Origin of the sequence: Ruminococcus sp. AF20-12LB, assembly GCF_003478985.1 — a bacterium.
GTDB lineage: Bacteria > Bacillota > Clostridia > Lachnospirales > Lachnospiraceae > Blautia_A.
This window is the reverse complement of sequence record NZ_QUGH01000002.1, coordinates 247,041-266,011: the sequence shown is the minus strand read 5'-3', so window position 1 is coordinate 266,011 and position 18,971 is coordinate 247,041. Positions and strand designations below refer to the sequence as shown.

General features: G+C 44.6%; 18 protein-coding genes. 3 read left to right on the top strand and 15 right to left on the bottom strand.

What is annotated here, in order from left to right:
* Nucleotide 1: 1 nt before the first annotated feature.
* From DWX61_RS03910 to DWX61_RS03895, 4 genes are all read right to left on the bottom strand, one after another.
* Nucleotides 2–2,101 (bottom strand): glycoside hydrolase family 3 C-terminal domain-containing protein, encoded by a 2,100-nt coding sequence (locus DWX61_RS03910; RefSeq protein ID WP_118623911.1) that lies wholly within the window; start codon nucleotides 2,099–2,101, stop codon nucleotides 2–4.
* Nucleotides 2,102–2,133: 32 nt separating this feature from the next.
* Nucleotides 2,134–2,979 (bottom strand): carbohydrate ABC transporter permease, encoded by an 846-nt coding sequence (locus tag DWX61_RS03905; protein WP_118513456.1) that lies wholly within the window; start codon nucleotides 2,977–2,979, stop codon nucleotides 2,134–2,136.
* Between the two features lie 12 nt (nucleotides 2,980–2,991).
* Nucleotides 2,992–3,879, bottom strand: a complete 888-nt coding sequence (locus DWX61_RS03900) for a carbohydrate ABC transporter permease (protein WP_118513454.1) — start codon at nucleotides 3,877–3,879, stop codon at nucleotides 2,992–2,994.
* Nucleotides 3,880–3,959: 80 nt separating this feature from the next.
* Nucleotides 3,960–5,252, bottom strand: a complete 1,293-nt coding sequence (locus DWX61_RS03895) for an ABC transporter substrate-binding protein (protein ID WP_118513452.1) — start codon at nucleotides 5,250–5,252, stop codon at nucleotides 3,960–3,962.
* 316 nt (nucleotides 5,253–5,568) lie between these two features.
* Here DWX61_RS03895 and DWX61_RS03890 point away from each other — a divergent pair, with 316 nt between their 5' ends.
* Nucleotides 5,569–6,459: a helix-turn-helix transcriptional regulator gene (locus tag DWX61_RS03890; protein ID WP_118513450.1), complete on the top strand. Its 891-nt coding sequence runs from the start codon at nucleotides 5,569–5,571 to the stop codon at nucleotides 6,457–6,459.
* 232 nt (nucleotides 6,460–6,691) lie between these two features.
* Here DWX61_RS03890 and DWX61_RS18860 read toward each other — a convergent pair whose 3' ends face one another.
* The gene (locus DWX61_RS18860) at nucleotides 6,692–6,832 is read right to left on the bottom strand and encodes a hypothetical protein (RefSeq protein ID WP_182433941.1); all 141 of its coding nucleotides are present in this window, start codon (nucleotides 6,830–6,832) and stop codon (nucleotides 6,692–6,694) included.
* A gap of 131 nt (nucleotides 6,833–6,963) precedes the next feature.
* Between DWX61_RS18860 and DWX61_RS03885 the strand changes: the two genes are divergently transcribed.
* Nucleotides 6,964–7,806: an ABC transporter ATP-binding protein gene (locus DWX61_RS03885; protein WP_118368846.1), complete on the top strand. Its 843-nt coding sequence runs from the start codon at nucleotides 6,964–6,966 to the stop codon at nucleotides 7,804–7,806.
* 52 nt (nucleotides 7,807–7,858) lie between these two features.
* Nucleotides 7,859–8,590: an ABC transporter permease gene (locus tag DWX61_RS03880; protein WP_110102289.1), complete on the top strand. Its 732-nt coding sequence runs from the start codon at nucleotides 7,859–7,861 to the stop codon at nucleotides 8,588–8,590.
* Between the two features lie 91 nt (nucleotides 8,591–8,681).
* Here the strand turns inward: DWX61_RS03880 and DWX61_RS18855 are convergent, their stop codons facing one another.
* The 10 genes from DWX61_RS18855 to DWX61_RS03830 form a co-directional block, all read right to left on the bottom strand.
* Nucleotides 8,682–11,765 (bottom strand): hypothetical protein, encoded by a 3,084-nt coding sequence (locus DWX61_RS18855; RefSeq protein ID WP_182433940.1) that lies wholly within the window; start codon nucleotides 11,763–11,765, stop codon nucleotides 8,682–8,684.
* Between the two features lie 112 nt (nucleotides 11,766–11,877).
* A complete protein-coding gene (locus tag DWX61_RS03870; RefSeq protein WP_118623909.1) occupies nucleotides 11,878–13,128 on the bottom strand; it encodes a glutamate-5-semialdehyde dehydrogenase in 1,251 nt (416 codons plus the stop codon).
* A gap of 43 nt (nucleotides 13,129–13,171) precedes the next feature.
* Entirely contained in the window at nucleotides 13,172–13,732 is a 561-nt protein-coding gene (locus DWX61_RS03865; protein WP_118623907.1) for a 5-formyltetrahydrofolate cyclo-ligase, read from the bottom strand.
* Nucleotides 13,710–13,934: a DUF896 domain-containing protein gene (locus DWX61_RS03860; protein WP_021650535.1), complete on the bottom strand. Its 225-nt coding sequence runs from the start codon at nucleotides 13,932–13,934 to the stop codon at nucleotides 13,710–13,712. Before DWX61_RS03860 ends, DWX61_RS03865 begins: the two co-directional genes overlap by 23 nt.
* Before the next feature lie 13 nt (nucleotides 13,935–13,947).
* Nucleotides 13,948–14,811 (bottom strand): glutamate 5-kinase, encoded by an 864-nt coding sequence (proB, locus tag DWX61_RS03855; RefSeq protein ID WP_110102340.1) that lies wholly within the window; start codon nucleotides 14,809–14,811, stop codon nucleotides 13,948–13,950.
* 34 nt (nucleotides 14,812–14,845) lie between these two features.
* Nucleotides 14,846–15,895 (bottom strand): DUF3048 domain-containing protein, encoded by a 1,050-nt coding sequence (locus DWX61_RS03850; RefSeq protein WP_227752257.1) that lies wholly within the window; start codon nucleotides 15,893–15,895, stop codon nucleotides 14,846–14,848.
* Between the two features lie 77 nt (nucleotides 15,896–15,972).
* Nucleotides 15,973–16,467 (bottom strand): rRNA maturation RNase YbeY, encoded by a 495-nt coding sequence (gene ybeY, locus DWX61_RS03845; protein WP_015524845.1) that lies wholly within the window; start codon nucleotides 16,465–16,467, stop codon nucleotides 15,973–15,975.
* The gene (locus tag DWX61_RS03840; protein ID WP_022426778.1) at nucleotides 16,464–17,489 is read right to left on the bottom strand and encodes a PhoH family protein; all 1,026 of its coding nucleotides are present in this window, start codon (nucleotides 17,487–17,489) and stop codon (nucleotides 16,464–16,466) included. Before DWX61_RS03840 ends, ybeY begins: the two co-directional genes overlap by 4 nt.
* A complete protein-coding gene (locus tag DWX61_RS03835) occupies nucleotides 17,482–18,687 on the bottom strand; it encodes a sporulation protein YqfD (protein ID WP_118623905.1) in 1,206 nt (401 codons plus the stop codon). The genes DWX61_RS03840 and DWX61_RS03835 overlap by 8 nt, the downstream gene beginning before the upstream one ends.
* Nucleotides 18,687–18,950 carry a YabP/YqfC family sporulation protein gene (locus DWX61_RS03830; RefSeq protein WP_118623903.1) on the bottom strand — a complete coding sequence of 88 codons (264 nt, stop codon included), beginning with the start codon at nucleotides 18,948–18,950 and terminating at the stop codon, nucleotides 18,687–18,689. Before DWX61_RS03830 ends, DWX61_RS03835 begins: the two co-directional genes overlap by 1 nt.
* Nucleotides 18,951–18,971: the final 21 nt, after the last annotated feature.

Here is an 18,971-nt window from a genome sequence, read left to right as displayed (position 1 = left end):
CTCAGTCTTCTTTCTCCCAAATTATCTTTACAGGTTCTGTTCCGGTAAGCTCTATACTTCTTTCATCCGGCTGGCTGCAGCCTGCAAAAATCTCATATTTCCTGCCATCCTCTACGCGTTCTCCATTTTCATTTACCACTGTAAATGCCTTTTCCCAGACAGGAACCATAACTTTTCTGCGTTCTCCTGCTTTTATAAAAATTCTCTGGAATCCTCCCAGTGCAGGATTTGGAATTGCATTTTTACTGTCAAGATTTTTTACATAAACCTGAACAACTTCCTCAGTATCTGCATTACCCTTATTATATACTTCTACCTCTACTGTTATCTTCCGTCCGCACTGTCTTACCTCTGCATTTTCTACTTTTACATTGCTGTAGGTAAGTCCATATCCAAAGGGGAACTGTGCTTTTCCTTCCATATAACGATAGGTTCTGCCTTTCATGGAATAATCTGTAAATTCCGGAAGTTCTTCAAGGCTCTCGTAAAAGGTAACCGGAAGTTTGCCGGATGGGGAGTTTTCCCCAAACAGAATTTTTGCTGCTGCTTTTCCGCCCTGACTTCCTGGATACCACAGAACCATAACTGCATCAAATTTCTCTGCTGCATAGCTCATATCAATATCACTTCCTGCCATCAGACAAAGAACCACCGGTTTTCCGGAACCAGCCATTGCTTCCATTAAATCAATCTGGGACTGAGGAAGCTTCAGGCTCTCTTTATCTCCGGATGCATAGCTGTTTCCGGTATCTCCTTCTTCACCCTCCAGTGTCTCATCCAGACCTACACAAAGAATCACCACATCACTGTTTTCTGCAACGATCTTAGCTTCCGCAAGACGATCTCTGCTGAATGCCAGAGGTTCTGTTCTGTCTCTAAACAACTCGCTTCCTACAGAACTAAGAATTCTCACATCCTCACCTACATAATCCTGGATTCCCTCCTGGATTGTAATATATCTGGATGCAGTTCCATGATAATTTCCAATCAAAGCCTTTCTGCTGTCTGCATTAGGTCCCACAATTCCGATTGTTTTGATATCCTCTTTTTTTAATGGAAGAATTCCATTATTCTTCAAAAGTACAAAACTCTTCGCTGCTGCTTTCTCTGCTGCTGCCAGATGTTCTGCTGATTCTACTTCCCTATAGGAAATATTATCATATTCACTGCCATCAAATAGCCCAAGAAGATATCTGGTAGTAAAAAGTCTTACTGCTGATTCTGTAATCCTTTCCTCTGTGACAAGCCCCTTTTCATATGCTTTCATAATATGAAGATATGTATTTCCACAGTTCAGATCGCAGCCATTATTAATGGCAAGTGCTGCTGACTCATAAGCCGTATTAGTCACCATATGATGTTCATGGAAATCTCTGATCGCCCAGCAGTCTGATACAAAATGTCCCTGGAACTTCCAGTCATCTCTCAGTTTTTTCTGCAGAGCAGGGCTTCCACAGCAGGGCTCTCCATTTGTGCGGTTATATGCTCCCATAACTGCCTCCACATCAGCCTCCTCTACCAGGCTTTCAAATGCAGGCAGATACGTTTCTTCCATATCTTTTGCAGATGCCTTTGCATCAAACTCATGTCTGATCGCTTCCGGTCCGGAATGCACTGCAAAATGCTTTGCACATGCCGCAGCTTTCATAGTTTCTCCATTACCCTGAAGAGCTTTTACAAAAGCTACTCCAAGCTCTTTGGTCAGATACGGATCTTCCCCGTAAGTTTCATGGCCTCTGCCCCATCTCGGATCACGGAAAATATTTACATTGGGGGACCAGAATGTCAGTCCTTTATAAATATCTCTGTCTTCTTCACTGGAATATGCATTGTATTTTGCACGTCCTTCTGTTGCTACAATATCTGCCATTTCAGCTACGCAATCTCTGTCAAATGTGGCAGCCATGCCAATTGCCTGCGGAAATACAGTTGCCTGTCCTGCCCTGGCTACCCCGTGAAGTCCTTCATTCCACCAATTATAAGCAGGGACACCAAGTCTCTTTATAGCCGGCGCATCATATCTTAACTGACTGGCTTTTTCTTCCAGTGTCATTTTGGATACCAGTTCCTGTGCTTTCTTTCTTGCCTCGTCTCTGTTCATACAAGCCTCCTTTTACACATTCCTTTCATACATCATCCTTTTACAGCACCTGTAGTCAGACCTTCTACAATCTGATTACTGAACAGGCAATATACAATAACGGTAGGTGCAATTGCGATAATGATTGCTGCGAACATCTGTACATAGTTTGTGGCATATGGTCCTACGAAATATGTAAGTGTTACAGGCAGTGTTTTCTTTGCCGGATCTGAGACAAATACCATAGCCATCAGCAGCTCATTCCAGTTACCTACGAATGTCATAAGACCTGAAACAAAGAATCCTGTTCTGCAAAGGGGAAGTGCGATTCTGAAAAAGCATCCATAAATTCCACATCCGTCAATGGCTGCTGCCTCAAATAATTCTCCAGGCATAGATTTGAAAAATCCTGTCAGAAGGAAAATAGTCATCGGAAGGGAAAACGTAATATACGGGATCATCAGACCTACTCTTGAGTTAGTCAATCCCAGCCCTGCAAAACGTACGAACAGCGGAATCAGGATACAATGTACCGGAACCATCATTCCGATCAGGAAAAATGTGTGTGCTGCTTCTGATAATTTCCAACGCATTCTTGCAATGGCAAATGCTGCCATTGCTCCAAAAAACAGACTGACTACAAGTGTGATCCCACAGACCAGTACTGAGTTTACAAGTGCAATTCCAAGCTTACCCATTGTCCATGCCTGCTGGTAATTTTCCCAGTGAAATACTTCCGGCAGGGCAAATGGAGCTGCCATTACGCCTGCATTATCTTTTAATGAAACACATAACATCCATAACAGCGGAGCCACATAAATCACAGCAAGTGCAATAAGAAATATATAAAGAATTACTGTAACAGGCTTTACCGGTTTTCTTGATTTTTTTGTCTGCATCTCTGTTACCTCCTAGCCCTCGTAAGTTTCAACTTTAATTAATTTTTTAACCAATAATGTTACGATCAGACACATAACCAGTAAGACTACAGAAATCGCACTGGCATAACCATATTTAAAATAGTTAAAACCTTCCGCATAAAGTTCTGTCGCAAGCACCTCGGTTCTGTGGTTTGGTCCACCCTGAGTCATGTTATACACAAGGTCAAAGAATTTAAGAGAACCGATACAGTTCAATGAAAGTGAAGTTACCATCATTGGTTTAATCAACGGAAGTGTAATGTAACGGAATGACTGTGTCTTTGATGCGCCGTCTATATAAGAAGCTTCATATATGTCTCTGGAAATTCCTGTGATCTGAGCCATATAAAGCATCATATTCTGTCCAACATACTGCCATAAGGCAACAAACGCAATCACCCACATGGGAAGTACAATAAAACCTTTGGAATCCATCAGCCAAAGAGGGCCTTTGATTCCGAACTGTGCCAGCAGATTATTGATACCGATCTTTGGGTTAAACATAAATGCCCATAAAAGACCTAAGGCTGCTGAGGAAAGAACGGATGGAAGATAATAAATATTTTTGAAAAGGTTTCTGCCTTTCTTAATATTGGTAAGCATAACTGCAAGACCAAGGCCGATCACCTGCTGAGTGATAGCAGAAAAGATCATAAAGAAAATAGAGTTCTTTAACGCAATTTTAAATGTAGAATCTTTAAAAAATAGATTTTTATAGTTTGCAAGTCCGGTAAATTTGGGCGGTGTCAATGCCGCATAATCGCATAAAGAATAATAAACCATCTGCACCATAGGGATAACCAGTACCAGGACAAACATGATCAGTGCCGGTGCGATAAATATGAAAATAGCCTTCTTATTACGTAAAATTTTATCCATAATTGCCTCCATTTAAAAACTGCTACGGAACTTTTTTTCTTCCGCAGCAGCCATGTAAATTCTGTACTATCTATCCACAATTATTTCCAGACGTTTTCTTCATAGAAATCCTGTACTGTCTGGAAGGCTTCTTCCGGAGTCTGGTTTCCAAGGAATATATCAACCATTGCATTGTCGAAGCAGTCACCTGCTTCTACAGATGCCAGAGATTCATTGTAGAATCCAAAAGTACCAGTTGCTTTGTCCATAATATCCTGAACATATTTCAGCTGTGCAGGAGCTTTGTCATAGTCAATGTCAAGATCTTTGATGACCGGGAATTTTCCTCCTATTTCTGCTGTATATTTCTGTGCTTCTTCATCTGTAAACATCTTCATCAGTGCAATTGCTGCATCCTGATGCTCTGTTGTAGAGCTCATTATTAAGTTGTCTGTTTTAACGATCATACGGTTCGGATCATTCGCTCCGTCGATTCCAGGGAACTGGAATACACCGCATTTGCTCTGGAAATCAGGATTATTGCCATTGATCTGAGCCATAGCCCATGATCCCTGTACCAGCATTGCTGCATCTCCATTGTAGAAGTTTGCTGTAGCCTGATCATTAGAGTCACCAGCTGCTGTTTCCTGGAAATACTGAGATAACTCTTTTAATTTCTCACCTGCAGCAATACAGTTATCGTCTGTCCAGTTTGCTTTATGATCTGCGATTGCCTGAAGATCTACACCTGAACGGTCACAAAGATAACCTGCGATCATTGACAGGCACCATGAAGTTCCTGCGGAACAGGAGATTGGTGTAATACCAGCATCCTGCAGTTTCTTACATACATCGATCAGTTCATCATAGGTAGTCGGAACTTCTACTCCGGCCTTCTCAAAAAGCTCTGTGTTATAGTATACACAGGCAGCTGCGAAGTTTGTAGGAACTGCCATAATCTTTCCATCATAAGTCAGTCTGTCAAAGATTCCATCTGTAAATGTTGCGTACCAGTCTTTTTCCTGATTCTCAAGAATATCTGTCAGGTCTGCTGCTGCTCCTGCATTTACATATACATCCATGTTGGGTCCCGGGTTACAAATGTATACATCCGGTGTCTGTCCTGCTGCGATCAAGGCATTTAATTTTCCGTCATATTCTTCCAGATTTGTTGTGATCGGTGTTACATGGTATTTCCCTTCATATTCTGTATTGAAGCGATCAATAACATCTTTGTATCCTTTGGAAACCAGATCCTCTGTAGCTTCCAGGTCATCCCAGAACATCCATGTGATTTCCTCCGTGTCATCTGCATATGCAGGCACTGCTACTGCCATGGTTCCCGCTACCATAGCTGCTGAAAGTAATACTGAAAGTAATCTCTTCTTGTTCATTTTTTTAATCCTCCTTTTGATTCATTACCTCGTTTCTTGATGGTTCTACTATATCAGAATGGCCTGTGATTGGCTCCATAATTCTTGTCATGTTGCTATCAATTCTTGCTATTTATCTGCTACTATTTTCTTCAATATGTCAATTTTAATAGATTTTTATATTCTTTTTTGTGTATTTTGACATATGTTTTTATTATTTCAATTTTTCCAATGTTATATATTGCCATTTACACATGTTTTTGATACATTATATACACAAACATCAAAAAGCAACATTTGCTATCAAAAGCAGTAATTAGGTGTGAAAGGAGTCCATATGATCCGAAATTTACAGGGAATTCATGAAACCGTTGATTACAAAGCAGATACCCAGATCTGTCTTTATTACAATGAGGAAGCCGAAAACTATCCGCCTCACTGGCATCCCTCATTCGAAGTGATCATGCCTGTTATTAACGACTACCGGGTTGTCTGCGGTCATAACGATTATCTTATCAAAGAAGGAGAAATTCTTGTTATATGTCCCTGTATGCTTCACGAGCTCTTTGCTCCGGATACAGGAGAAAGGATTATTTTTCAGCCCGGCCTGAACCACATCAAGCTAAAAGAGCTAGATCTGATCACACCACTCCTCAGTCCTGCCATTCTGGTCACCAAGGAAGAATATCCACAGGTCTATGAACACATCCACCGTCTTATGCTGGAAATCAAGGATGAATATATGAATTTTACCACCTATTCTGAAATTTCCATCATTGCAAAATTCCTGGAAATCCTTGTGTATATTGGCAGAAATCACAAAGCTTTTCATCAGCAGGACGGAGACCGTGATATTCACCATCAGAAAGAATATATGGAGAAATTTCTGTTTATCACCGATTATATCAGCAACCACTTTTCTGAAAACCTTACTCTGGAGGAGGTTGCCAGTCTGGCAGGGTTCAGCAAATATCACTTTGCCCGCCTTTTTAAACAATATACTAATTCCTCCTTCTACAAATTTCTGAACCAGAAAAGAATTGAATACGCAAAATCTCTTTTGCTGGATCCGGAGCTTGCTGTTACCGAAGTGGCAGTACAATCAGGCTTTTCCAGCCTGTCCGCCTTTTTACGGATGTTCAAACAATTAAACCTGTGCACTCCCACAGAATTCCGAAATATGTATGATTCACACTTCCAAAAAACACCTGCTTCCGGGAAAAAGTAATCCCGGAAGCAGGTGTCTGTATTTGCTGCTTTGCAGCAAATACACCCCAGATATTCACTGATAACTACATTTCGCAGTTTTCTGGTCAGAGGAAAGGTTCTATCTTCTCGCTGTCTTTGATACAATTTTATTTTTACAGATACCTTTTTATTTTTCCTAACCTTTCAAAAACAAGGCCTGAAAAAGCACTCCACATTTTTCTGCGGAGCGCGTTCTTAATCTCTTATGTTTTTCACACCTTGATTTCCGTTCCGTTCTGGAATGTCACCCGAACATCATCTTTACTGTAGACCGTGATGTAATCGCAGAGTGCGTACCATGCTCCCTCGTCAAAAATCTCGACCTGCTCCGGCAGGGACTGCAGCGTTTCCATAAAATTTTCCATCATCTGCCGCTACGCTTTTTTGCTTTTGTGTAAAGAACATCTCAGAGTTGTTGAAATGTCTCTTCTTTTCCAGTATAATAGAGTGAAATTTGCATACAAACGAAAGGAAATGAACAGAGATGATCGAAACAAAAAATCTCACAAAAAAATTCGACAGTTTTACGGCTGTGGATTCTCTGGATCTTCGCATAGAAACCGGCGAATTTTTTGGTCTGCTGGGGCCCAACGGTGCCGGAAAAACCACCACGATCAGTCTGCTTTCCACTCTGCTCCTGCCCACAGAGGGCGAAATCCTCATTGACGGGCAGACACTTGGACGCAACCGACCGGATCTGAAACGCAAGATCAGCGTGATCACTCAGGAATACTCCATGCGCCAGGATATGAACATGGATGAGATCATGGAATATCAAGGCCGTCTTTATTTCATGCCACGAAAAGAGATCAAACGGAAAACCGAAGAGCTTCTGGATTTCTGCGGACTTCTTCCCTTCCGTAAGCGGACTGTAAGGAAGCTTTCCGGTGGTATGAAACGAAAGCTTATGGTATGCCGGGCGCTTCTCACAAGTCCGGAGATCCTTCTTCTGGACGAGCCCACCGCAGGCATGGACGCGCTTTCCAGACGACAGATGTGGAATCTTCTCCGTCAGCTGAACGGAAAAAACCTGACTATTCTTCTTACAACCCACTATATGGAAGAGGCACAGTCTCTCTGCAACCGGGTAGCACTTATGGATCACGGAAAGCTGGAGGAGATCAATACTCCGTCGGGCCTGATCGACAGCCTTGGCAAATACACCGTAGATCAGGAAACACCGGAAGGGGCAAAAAGCCACTACTTCCACAGCCGGGAAGAGGCCATCTCTTTTCTGTCCTCCCTGGACGGACAGTGCACCCTTCGTGAGACAACTCTGGAGGATGTTTTTGTGGAGCGCGCTGGCAGGCATCTGATGCAGCGATAAGCCGGCGTCAGCCACATATCTTATAATTTAACAGAATGGACGATGAATTATCATGGGAATACTTACTATTTTATGGGAAAAATGGGTGGAATTCCGAAGGGATTTCTATAAGATCACGCTGGCAGCTATGATCGCGCCACTGATGTATCTGATCGTTTTTGGAATGGGGATCCAGACCTCCTCACATGGGGAGCCTTATCTGAATTTCCTGATCCCGGGTGTGGTTTCACTGACTACAATGAATGGAAGCTTTAATGCCATCGCACAGAATCTGAATGTGCAGCGTCTTTATGAGAAAGCCTTTGACCAGGTTATGATATCTCCGACACCTCTGTGGCAGTTTATTGCCGGACAGATCATCGGAGGCAGTCTCCGTGGGCTTTATGCAGGAGGGATCATTCTTCTTCTGACTATGCCGATCGGAACCGGTCTTGTGTTCAACGGATGGTCATTACTGGTAATGTTCCTCAACGGTGCTGTATTTTCTGCCATCGGTGTTGTGGTTTCTTTCCTTGCAAAAAACCATGCGGATGTACCTCGTTTTTCCAACTATATCATTATGCCAATGGCTTTTTTGTGCAACACCTTCTTCTCTACAGAGAAGATCCCAGGCTTTCTTGGGAATTTTGTAGCTGCTCTTCCACTGTCACAGACCAGTCATCTGATTCGTACCATTGCTTCCGGCGGTGGAGTCAATTACCTCAGTATCCTGATCCTGACGGTCTATCTTATTGCATTCAGTATTGCAGCTTCCTGGTTTATCTATAAGAAAAAAAATCTGTAAATTTATCCTTACAAAAAAATCACCGGCTCTCCTGTTCTTTCGGAAAACCGGTGATTTTTTTATTTCTTATGCTACTTTGGCTATTGTGCGTTTAAATATCTTTTTTTCTTCTTCTCACGATCACATATCCACCTGCAAGAAGTGATGCCACTGCCAGTGCGGACATGGTTCCGACCGGTGAGTTATCAGCTGTTGATACTGCGTTTCTGGATCTGGTTCCGTTGCCTCCGTTGGAGGATGTTGCGGATGCCTCTCCTGTTATGGTTGCGTTCAGATCAGAGCCTGTCTGACCGCCGCCATATGAACCGTCTGCTCCCGGAGTTCCGGTAGGTGTCAGTTTTGCAGATTTAAACTGATATACCGCAGATTCAATAGTATCTGTCTGCTGCCACTGACCACCGGTGTAGACGTATTTCTGGAAGAATACATACAGGTTGTATGTAGCGTCTTTGTTGATTCCCTTGGCGGAACCAATCTTCCATGCTGTATGCATCTGGCTTTGGGTTGGGTTTGCAGCTGTACTCCAGTAAACCGGAACCCACTTCACATCACCCTCATTTGGATCCTGGTTGGTTGTTCCTGCACCGATCACAGTAAATTCATAGAACTGATTCGGATAGAACTGAATTGCCTCGTCCAGTCCCTGTACTATGCTCTCTTTTACATCCGGGATGTATGCATTCGGTGTGTTAGTCGGAGTTGGATCTGCAACTTTCGGTCTGAAATCTTCTTTAAATGCTATTTTCAATGGATTCGTCAAAACACCATTCTTATCTTTGATCTGGATATAAAGATCAATTGGATTGTCAGAGTCTAAATCCTCAAGACCGATATTAAATTTCTTATCAGCAGTAAACGTTGTCTGTTTTCCGGTAGATGTAAGATCTTTCGGAGTGGCAGACGTGCCATCACTGTTACGAGAAACCCATTTATAATAACAGGTACCGCTCTTATTCGAAATAAGAGTAACATTCGCAGATGTATGGTTGATCCATGAAAATCCAACCCATCTGACATTTGCCGGACGCTTAGCTTCATCCAATGCAATCTTCTTTGGTGTACTTACAGTTCCATCAGTTCCTTTGATGCTCACATAAACATCAATTGCATTGTTTGCATCCAAATCTTTCAAACTGATCGTGAAATCCTTATTTGCAGAAACATTTTTTCCCTTGCTCATTTTATCAACTGTCGGAGCTTTAGAACCACGTTTTACACATTCATAATAGTACACACCTGCTTTATCAGAACGCATAGTTACAGTAGCAGATGTATGACCTTTCCATTTATAACTTACGTTGGAAATCTTCGCAGGTGTTTCTTTCAAAGTAACAGTTGCAATCTTGGTCACTGCTGTCTTTGATCCATCTTTCGCTACTACCTGCACATAGAGATCAATCGCATCACCTTTCAGGTTTTTCAGATCAATCTTAAAATCTTTGTTTTCAGTGATCTCAATATTGCTGTCTTTAGTTGTGCTAATGGAAGGTTTATCCGCTCCCTTTGCCACCCATTTATAATAGCATGTACCACTCTTATCGGACTGAAGAACTACTTCTGCAGTTGTTGCAGTTTTTCTCTTTGCGCTGATTTTAGTAACCTTTGGTGCTACCGGTTTCGGATTGTCTGGATTCTGTGCCTGGGTTACTGCAATCTCCTTCTTTACACCTTCACCAACAATGTTGTTACCACTTTCACTTTCTTTTACCCATATATAAAGGTCAATAGTCTTGTCTGTGACATTGGTAAGTTTCAGGGAAGTGGTTTCTCCTGCCTTAACCGTTCCACCTTCTGTAGCTTTCTCGATAGTCGGAGCTTCCGCACCTTTTGCAACATATTTATAGTAATATGTACCTGCTTTATCAGATGTGAAGGTTACAGAAACAGTATTTGCTTCTTTACTTGTAGCACTATCAATAGTAACCGTTGGTTTGTTAGAAACAAGCTGACCTGTAGCTGTATTTATTCCATAGCTCTGGTCGCCTTCATAGCTCATCGCATTAACTGCTTTTTCAAATGCATCCGCAGCTAAAAATTCAGGTTTCTGGAAAACTGTATAGTCAACTGTCGGATTCTCTACGGAATATCCAAGGTTCGAATTCTCAAATGCACCGGCAATGATGATGCTTCCAGCATTCTGATCCTGATGTCCTAATACGATATTGGATTTTACGCTCTTCTCTGCATTTGTATTTGTATAGTTCTCGATGATTTTCGGTTCGTCTGCTGCAGCATTCGTTCCCTGTTCCAGGGAAATCGTACCTGTGCTGTAAACAGCTCCGCCTGTAGATACATTATCTTTGATCTCGCCACCTGTAATGATAAGCTTACCACTGTTCTTTATTGCTGCACCGGCTGATGTGGATGAATTATTAGCAAGAGTAACACCTGTAGTCATTACAAATTTTGCATTTGCATCTACAGAAATAATAGAACCTTCTGCCTGTGTTCCATCCGCTTTGGCTCCATCGATAAGAAGTTTACCAATTGTTGTAGTGCCATCTCCATCATTCTTAGTCATGGACAAAATACTACCAGGACTTACTTTAAACATATCACCAGTTACTGTTCCACGGCTGATTGTGGTTTCACTTCCCTGCACACTAAAAATTGCAATATTCTTATTCTCAGGAACCGTAATCGGCTCTGTAAGAGCAAAAGATTCACTGAGCAGGATCTTATAGGAAGAATCATAAAGATTCTCTTTCGTATCATCAATAGAACCTGTAAAATCCGGAGCCCCATTAATCGCATTCTTAAGATCTTCTGCTGTTTTTACAACGACATTTGCTGACTCTGCAGATGTTTCCGTCTGCTCCTGCTGCGCCTCTTCCGCCTGGGCCTGAGCTGCTGCCTGGGCCTCTGCTTCTGCCTGAGCCTGAGCTGCTGCCTGGGCCTCTGCTTCTGCCTGGGCCTGGGCTGCTGCCTGAGCTTCTGCTTCCGCCTGGGCCTGAGCTGCTGCCTGGGCTTCTGCTGCTGCCTGGGCGTCGGCTTCACTCTGGGACTGGTCATCCACAGCTGCTCCATCATCTGGTGTTTCTGTATTCTCGTCTGCAGTCGGTGCTTCTGCCTCTGTTACCGCTCCGGTATCTTCAGCGGCAAACGCTGCGGCAGGTGCCATTCCAACAGTCATGGAACCTGCAAGCAGGACTGCGAAAAGCTGCTTTTTTTTCATTTATAAGTCCTCCTGTTATGAGTTAGTCTTTTTAAATCCAATTACTAAAAAGTATAGCACAACACTTAAAAAAAGTAAAGCGGACCGAAAAACCCGCTTTACTTTATTTGTGTTACGGACGTACCTGTCCATTACCATAAATGATATACTTGGTGGTGGTCAGTGCAAGGAGACCCATTGGGCCTCTTGCATGAAGCTTCTGGGTACTGATCCCGATCTCCGCACCGAATCCGAACTCATTTCCATCGGTGAATCTGGTAGAAGCGTTCACATAAACTGCCGCTGCATCTACCTCATCCAGGAATTTCTGGGCATGTGTATAATCATTGGTAATGATAGCCTCCGAATGCTTTGTATTATATTTATTGATATGTGCAATGGCTTCCTCCACGGAATCCACTACCTTTACAGAAAGGATATAGTCAAGATATTCAGTTCCCCAGTCCTCTTCTGTTGCAGGAACTGCTCCCGGCATCAGAGCCTTTGCCGCTTCATCTGCACGGACCTCCACATGCTTCTCCTTAAGGCGTCCGGCCAGTACCGGCAGGAAATCGTCCTTCACCTTGCGGTTTACAAGAAGGGACTCGCATGCATTGCACACGCCCACACGCTGGGTCTTTGCATTGATCACAATATCCGCTGCCATCTGAAGATCTGCAGTCTCGTCCACATAGATATGGCAGTTTCCGGTTCCGGTCTCGATGACAGGGATCGTACTCTGGTTTACCACTGCTTTGATCAGTCCTCTTCCGCCACGTGGGATCAGTACATCCACATACCGGTTCAGCTTCATAAATTCCGCAGCCGTTTCTCTGGAGGTATCCTGGATCAGCTGGATGGCATCCTCGGTAATGCCGCAGGCTTTCAATGCCTCACGGATACAGTTGACAATGGCAGTATTGGAATGGATCGCGTCGCTCCCACCCTTCAGGATCACAACATTTCCGGTTTTGAAGCAGAGACCGAATGCATCTGAGGTAACATTTGGACGTGCTTCGTAAATGATGCCGATCACACCTAATGGAACACGTTTCTGTCCGATCAGAAGTCCGTTGGGACGTTTTTTCATACCTGTAACTTCCCCGATGGGATCTTCAAGACCGGTAAGCTGACGAAGTCCGTCTGCCATTCCTTCGATCCGCTCCGGTGTCAGCATCAGACGGTCGATCAGTCCTTCCGGCATCTGATTCTTTTTGCCGTTTTCCACATCCAGGGCATTGGCCTTCAGGATCTCATCCGTATGAGCGACAAGAGCCTTTGCCACAGCTTCCAGGGTTTTATTTTTGTCATTTGTGGAAAGATTTCGAAGGACTGTCTCCGCATCTTTCGCATTCTGTCCCAATTTTTCAAGCATTTCATTCATTTCCAAATATTCCTGCCTTTCTTTCTGTCTTTACAGCAATATCTTACTGTGCATCGCGGTATATATTCGCTTCCGTCACAATGACCTGCGGACGGATATCCGTAGGCTCTGTGGGAACCTCCGGAAGGATCTGGAAGGAAAATCCTACTGCAACGCGGCAGACCTCCGGATGTTTTTCCAGAAAGCGGTCATAAAAACCGCCGCCATAGCCTACCCGGTTACAGTTCACGTCAAAAGCCACCCCAGGCATGACCATCATGGCTTCTTCCCAGGAAACCTTTTCTCCGTCTTCCTTTGGCTCCGGGATCCCGAAATAGCCGGATTCCAACTGACTGAAATCGGTCAGTCTGTAAAATACCATATCCTTCCCGAAAACCTTTGGCACTGCCACTTCCTTACCGTCTTTCCAGGCCTGTTCGATAATATAGCGTGTGATCACTTCATGGTTATAATCTGCGTATGCCATGATCCGTTCTGCATTCCGGTATTCCGGAAGCTCTGTCAGGGCCTCTGTGATCCGGAGACTGTTTTCCCGGATCCAGGCATCGGTATGTTCTTTTCTGGCTTTGAATATCTTTTTTCTAATTTCCTTTTTTTCTTCCATATTTTTCTCCAAGATTGGTGATGCTGCCATCCTTTTCTTTGATATCGATGTTATTCAGATGTGCACGGAGATTTCCCTTCACTGCATCCAGATATTCTCTCCGAAGCTTCGCCTGTTCCACCTTTTCTTCCTCGGTAAGACCTACACTTTTCTGTTTATGCGCCAGTGCGTTGATCCTGTCGATCTTGATATTATCCATCATAATCTTATTCTCCTTAAAGCAGTTTTTCGATATAATCAATGAGGAAGAATTCTTCCTTCTTGTTTCCTACAAATAATGTTCCGCAGCTCCTGCCTTCCACGATCCTGTGGATGTTGTGGAAGTCATTTCCGTTGGCAATGACCATGTCCGCCCCTGCCGCAGTGGCGATGATCGCAGCGGTAAGCTTGGTCGCCATTCCGCCGGTACCCACATTGCTTCCTGTGGAGGATTTGCCAAGCTTACGCATATTGTCATCCATGTTTTCTACAATATCGATAAACTGTGCATCCGGATTGGAATTGGGATCGTCTGTAAAAAGACCGTCAATATCGGACATGAGGATCAGAAGATCCGCATCGATCAGTGCAGCAACCACGGAGGAAAGGGTATCGTTGTCTCCGAATTTTACCAGGTTCTGGAATTCGTAGGAGGATACCGAGTCGTTCTCATTTACAATGGGGATCACCTTTTCTGCCAGAAGCTGCTGGAAGGTATTCTGGGCATTCCTGCGGTTGGTGTTGTTGACCATGGTATTCTTGGTCATCAGGATCTGTGCCACCATCTGATTGTATTCCCCGAAAAGCTTCTGATAAATGGTCATCAGCCTGGCCTGTCCCACAGCTGCACAGGCCTGTTTTTTCTCAAGCTCTGCCGGCTTTCCCTTCATACCCAGTGCAGCTGCACCTACCGCAATGGCTCCGGAGGATACCAGCACTACGTCTTTCCCCTGGTTATGAAGGTCGCTGAGCTCTCGGGCCAGGATCTCCAGCTTATGAAAATCCAGTCTTCCTGTTTCTGCGTGGATCAGTGATGATGATCCGATCTTGATAACAATGCGTTTCTTGTCTTTCAGTCGTTCCCTGTAATTTGCGTTCATGTTTTTTGTTTCTCCTGATACCTGTATATTAGTCTTACTGATAAGTAACAGAATCGATCCTGTCATTCTGTACGATCTCCACCCAGGTAGTACCCGGATTCAGGCGGATCTCCTGTTCATTTCCGTCGTAATAATGCGTGATCCCCCATGGAGAATCCTTCTCCCAGCGGATATCAATGGCTTTGCCTCTGGTAATAAATTTGCCCTCTCCGCCGGAAATGGCATCAATATTCAGATAGCCGTTTCCATCGTAAGCCGGGCAGGATGAATACTGAAGGATGATATTGTCGCAGGTAAGCTGTTCATTATCCAGCTGATCCACATGTTCCCTGCCAAACTGGAATCTCTTATATTCCTTTGTCTCTTCATCGTATTCATACCACGGATGATTATCAGTAAAATTATCCAGCTTCACAAGGCTGGCTGTGATCCCATCCGGTACGGTCTCTGTACCATCTTCTGCAAAAAGATAATGTCCGGTATATTCTTCTTTATATTCCTGGCTGTATCCCATAGCATCTATGCCTGCCTGAAGGTGGCTGGCATCTGTATAGGCATTGTGAGGTGCCTTCCTGTCTGTTGTACGGAAAAAAGCAAGCTTGCCGATCTGGATCCCGTTAAGGTTATCGATCACATGCTGCTCCAGATAAGGCAGTGCATAGGCAGCCTGTCCGTAGTGGGCATAGATCGCATTAAATTCGTTGGCGTAAAAGAGATAATAGTCACGGCAGCTGCGAACGGAACCGATCCGTTCCAGCTCATCATAATCTTCGAGAATGCCCATAAGACGGGTAATATTACCTTCCACCGGCGCTTCGTAGACAACACCGGCATGTCCGATACCACTCTGCGGAGCTCCGACACTGTTGTTGCCCATCATCACGGCAACCGGTCTCCTACGTCCAATGCTCTCCGGAACATTTTCGCCGGTGAGATAACTCTTTACCTGGGTTTCTTCCTGTTTCTCCCCATTGGGGACAAAACCTACCAGATCCTGCCCGGCTCCAAAAGCGGGAACAGTCTGGGCAATGCAGATGCATGCAGCTGTGATACCTGCCAGTATACCTGTCTTTTTCATTCTCATATATTACCTCCTTTTCTTAAAGCGGAAAAGCTTTCCGCTTAGCTTTTCTGTGGGACAGCACGTGATCATTCGCTGTATTAGCGGTTGATCCCCAATTCCTTCAGTGCTGCTGCCTGCTTGGCTTCCATGACCTTTGCCTCATCCTCTGTCATATGATCATAGCCCAGAAGATGCAGCATACTATGTGCCACCAGGAAACAGAATTCCCTTGTCACACTATGTCCGTATTCCTCTGCCTGGGCAAAAACCTTAGGCACGGAGATCATGATATCTCCAAGAAGGAGTTCATCACTGTCCAGATCAAAATAGGACTCATCCTCTTCCACAACGGAATAATCCGCCGGTGTCTCAAAGGGGATCATAGGAAATGACAGCACATCTGTAGGAGCCTGGATATTCCGGAATTCCGTATTTACCCTCTTGATCTCCTCGTTGTCTGTCAGGACAAGATTGACCTGTCCGTCATAGGGGCATTTCTCCATCTCAAGAACCTTGTCCGCAACCTGGGATGCAAGGGCAGCATAGTCAATGCCTAACTCCTGATCTGTCTCATATTCGATATTTATGGTCATCTTCTGTACTCCTTATTTTTCACAGCATACCTGTCATCCTTCCTGGATTTGGCAGGCTTCTGTTTTTTTTCATAATCGTCATAGGCCTGCACGATCTGCTGTACAAGTGGATGACGTACAACATCCTTGCTGGTCAGCTGACAGAATCCGATGTCATCGATCTTCTTCAGCACCTTCATCGCCACATCCAGACCGGACGTGGCGTCCCTGGGAAGGTCCTTCTGGGATGCATCGCCTGTGATGATCACCTTGGAACCGAAGCCGATCCTGGTCAGGAACATCTTCATCTGGGCAGGTGTGGTATTCTGCGCCTCATCCAGGATGATAAAGGCATTATCCAGTGTACGTCCTCTCATATAGGCAAGAGGGGCAACCTCGATGAGCCCCTTCTCCATGTTTTTGGCAAAGCTGTCTGCCCCCATGATCTGATACAGTGCGTCATAAAGAGGACGCAGATAGGGATCGACCTTGCTCTGGAGATCGCCGGGAAGGAATCCCAGCTTCTCTCCTGCCTCAATGGCCGGTCTGGTAAGAATGATCCTGGAAACCTCCTCATTGCGAAAAGCAGTTACTGCCATAGCCATGGCAAGATAGGTTTTGCCGGTTCCGGCAGGTCCCACACCGAATACGATCATCTTCTTACGGATCTGTTCCACATAGTCCTTCTGTCCGAGGGTCTTGGGTTTGATCGGCCTGCCCTGTATGGTATTACAGATAAAATCCTTGTCGATCTCCTCCATCACGGAGCCGATCTTCTCCATGGCAAGGGAAAGTGCGTAATTCACATTCTGCTGTGTGATGGTATTGCCTCTGCCCGCAAGTGTGTTCAGTTCCTCCACGATTGCCCTGGCCTGTGTGGCTCCCTCCTGGCTTCCCAGAATCTTAAGAGAACCGTCACGGAAGATCATGGTTACGTTCAGAGTACGTTCGATCAGCTTCAGATGCTCGTCAAACTGTCCGAAAATATTCGCCTGGCGGTCTGCCGGCACATCCACATATAATTCGATAATGCTGCTAGCCATCCTCTGGTGTCCTTTCTTTTGGCTGCGTCTTTTTTTCTGTGGGGGCTTCTCTTCCGGTCCTTTCAATGACGGTAAGAGTGCCTCTGCTGACGCAATCCTGGTGATTTATTTCTATTTTAACATTATTTTCAGATATTTGAACCCCTTTTTCTATTAATTTTTCTTCATAATCATAAAGCCTCTGTATGGCCTGTTTTTTGGCGGCATCCTCTGTCAGTCTTTCTTTTCGGAGCTCAAACCTGCTGGTAGTGATGATTCCCAGGGAAAAAGGAACCTGAAAGATCCCGGTACTGAAAAGAGATTCCCGACAGATAAGACGATCTTCATTTTGCTGCAGAGGAGAAGAAAGGTCCAGGAAACTGCTTCCAAGCTGAAAAAAAAACGTTGTTTTATTTTTACCGGGCCATACCTTTTTCTCTATGTCCAACGGAAAGGTATCGTAATAGGCAATGGAATGACAGACGTAAATATCCGCATCTGCCTGAACATACTCATAGCGGATGACCTCCTGGCTGTCATCTGTGATATCCACGATCCCGGAAACCAGTTCCTGGCCTTTTTTTATTTCATCCCCAGTCCTGACAAGAGGAGTTCCCTGCCGTGTGACCATGGAATCGATCACTCCGTCCAGAGTTGAAAACAGACTGCAGGATTTTTCTTCCGGCTCTGCTTTTTCTCCAACACTTCCCTCCCGGATCTCAAAACGCAGGCCCGTTCCCGAAAATCCGGCAGACACCCAGGTGATCTCCGGAAATTCTCTTCGCAGAGAAGCTGCAAGTGCACTGCAGCTGATCTTCTTTCTGGGCATTCCGAAATGGATTCCCTGCTCTTTCAGAAATCCAATCAGCTGGGGTGTGGGATTTAGAATATTTCCCCGGATCTCAACGTTCCACACTCTTCCTGACAGAAAAAAAAGAAGGCAGAAAACTGCCAGAAACCCTGCAGGGATCATTTTTCTTCTTTTACAGAAAAGCAGAAAAAACAAAGGCCCTCTTTTTTTCAGGATGTGGATATGTACCCCTGTTTTTCTCCGCAGTGGCGAGATCTGCAGAAAATCCGCTGCCTTCATGGTCAGCTGAAGCTCTGTCTCACCGGTACGGATAATCCTTTTCAGATCCATTTCCCTGCCTCTGCAAAGGTTCACAAACCGCTGACACTGCTGCCCCTTAACAGAAACCCGCACAAAACCTGGGGCCATTACTTATTCCCCTCCTCCAGCGTAATGTTTTCGATCTGCCCGCGGATACATAGTTCAAGGGTTGTGTAACAGGGGATCACAAGGTTTTTTCCACGGATCACAAGTCTGCCGGAAGGTGTCAGTATCAGGATCTCCTCCCTTGTATAGCTCTGGATATTCCGGTAATTTTCGATCACTGCCTGACGTTTTCCCGTAAGTATCACCTGCACCTCCCGAAATTCCGATTCCCCGGGAAGCTCCAGAAAATCTGACATTTTTCTCATAAAAAAATCCTCCGGCTTTTA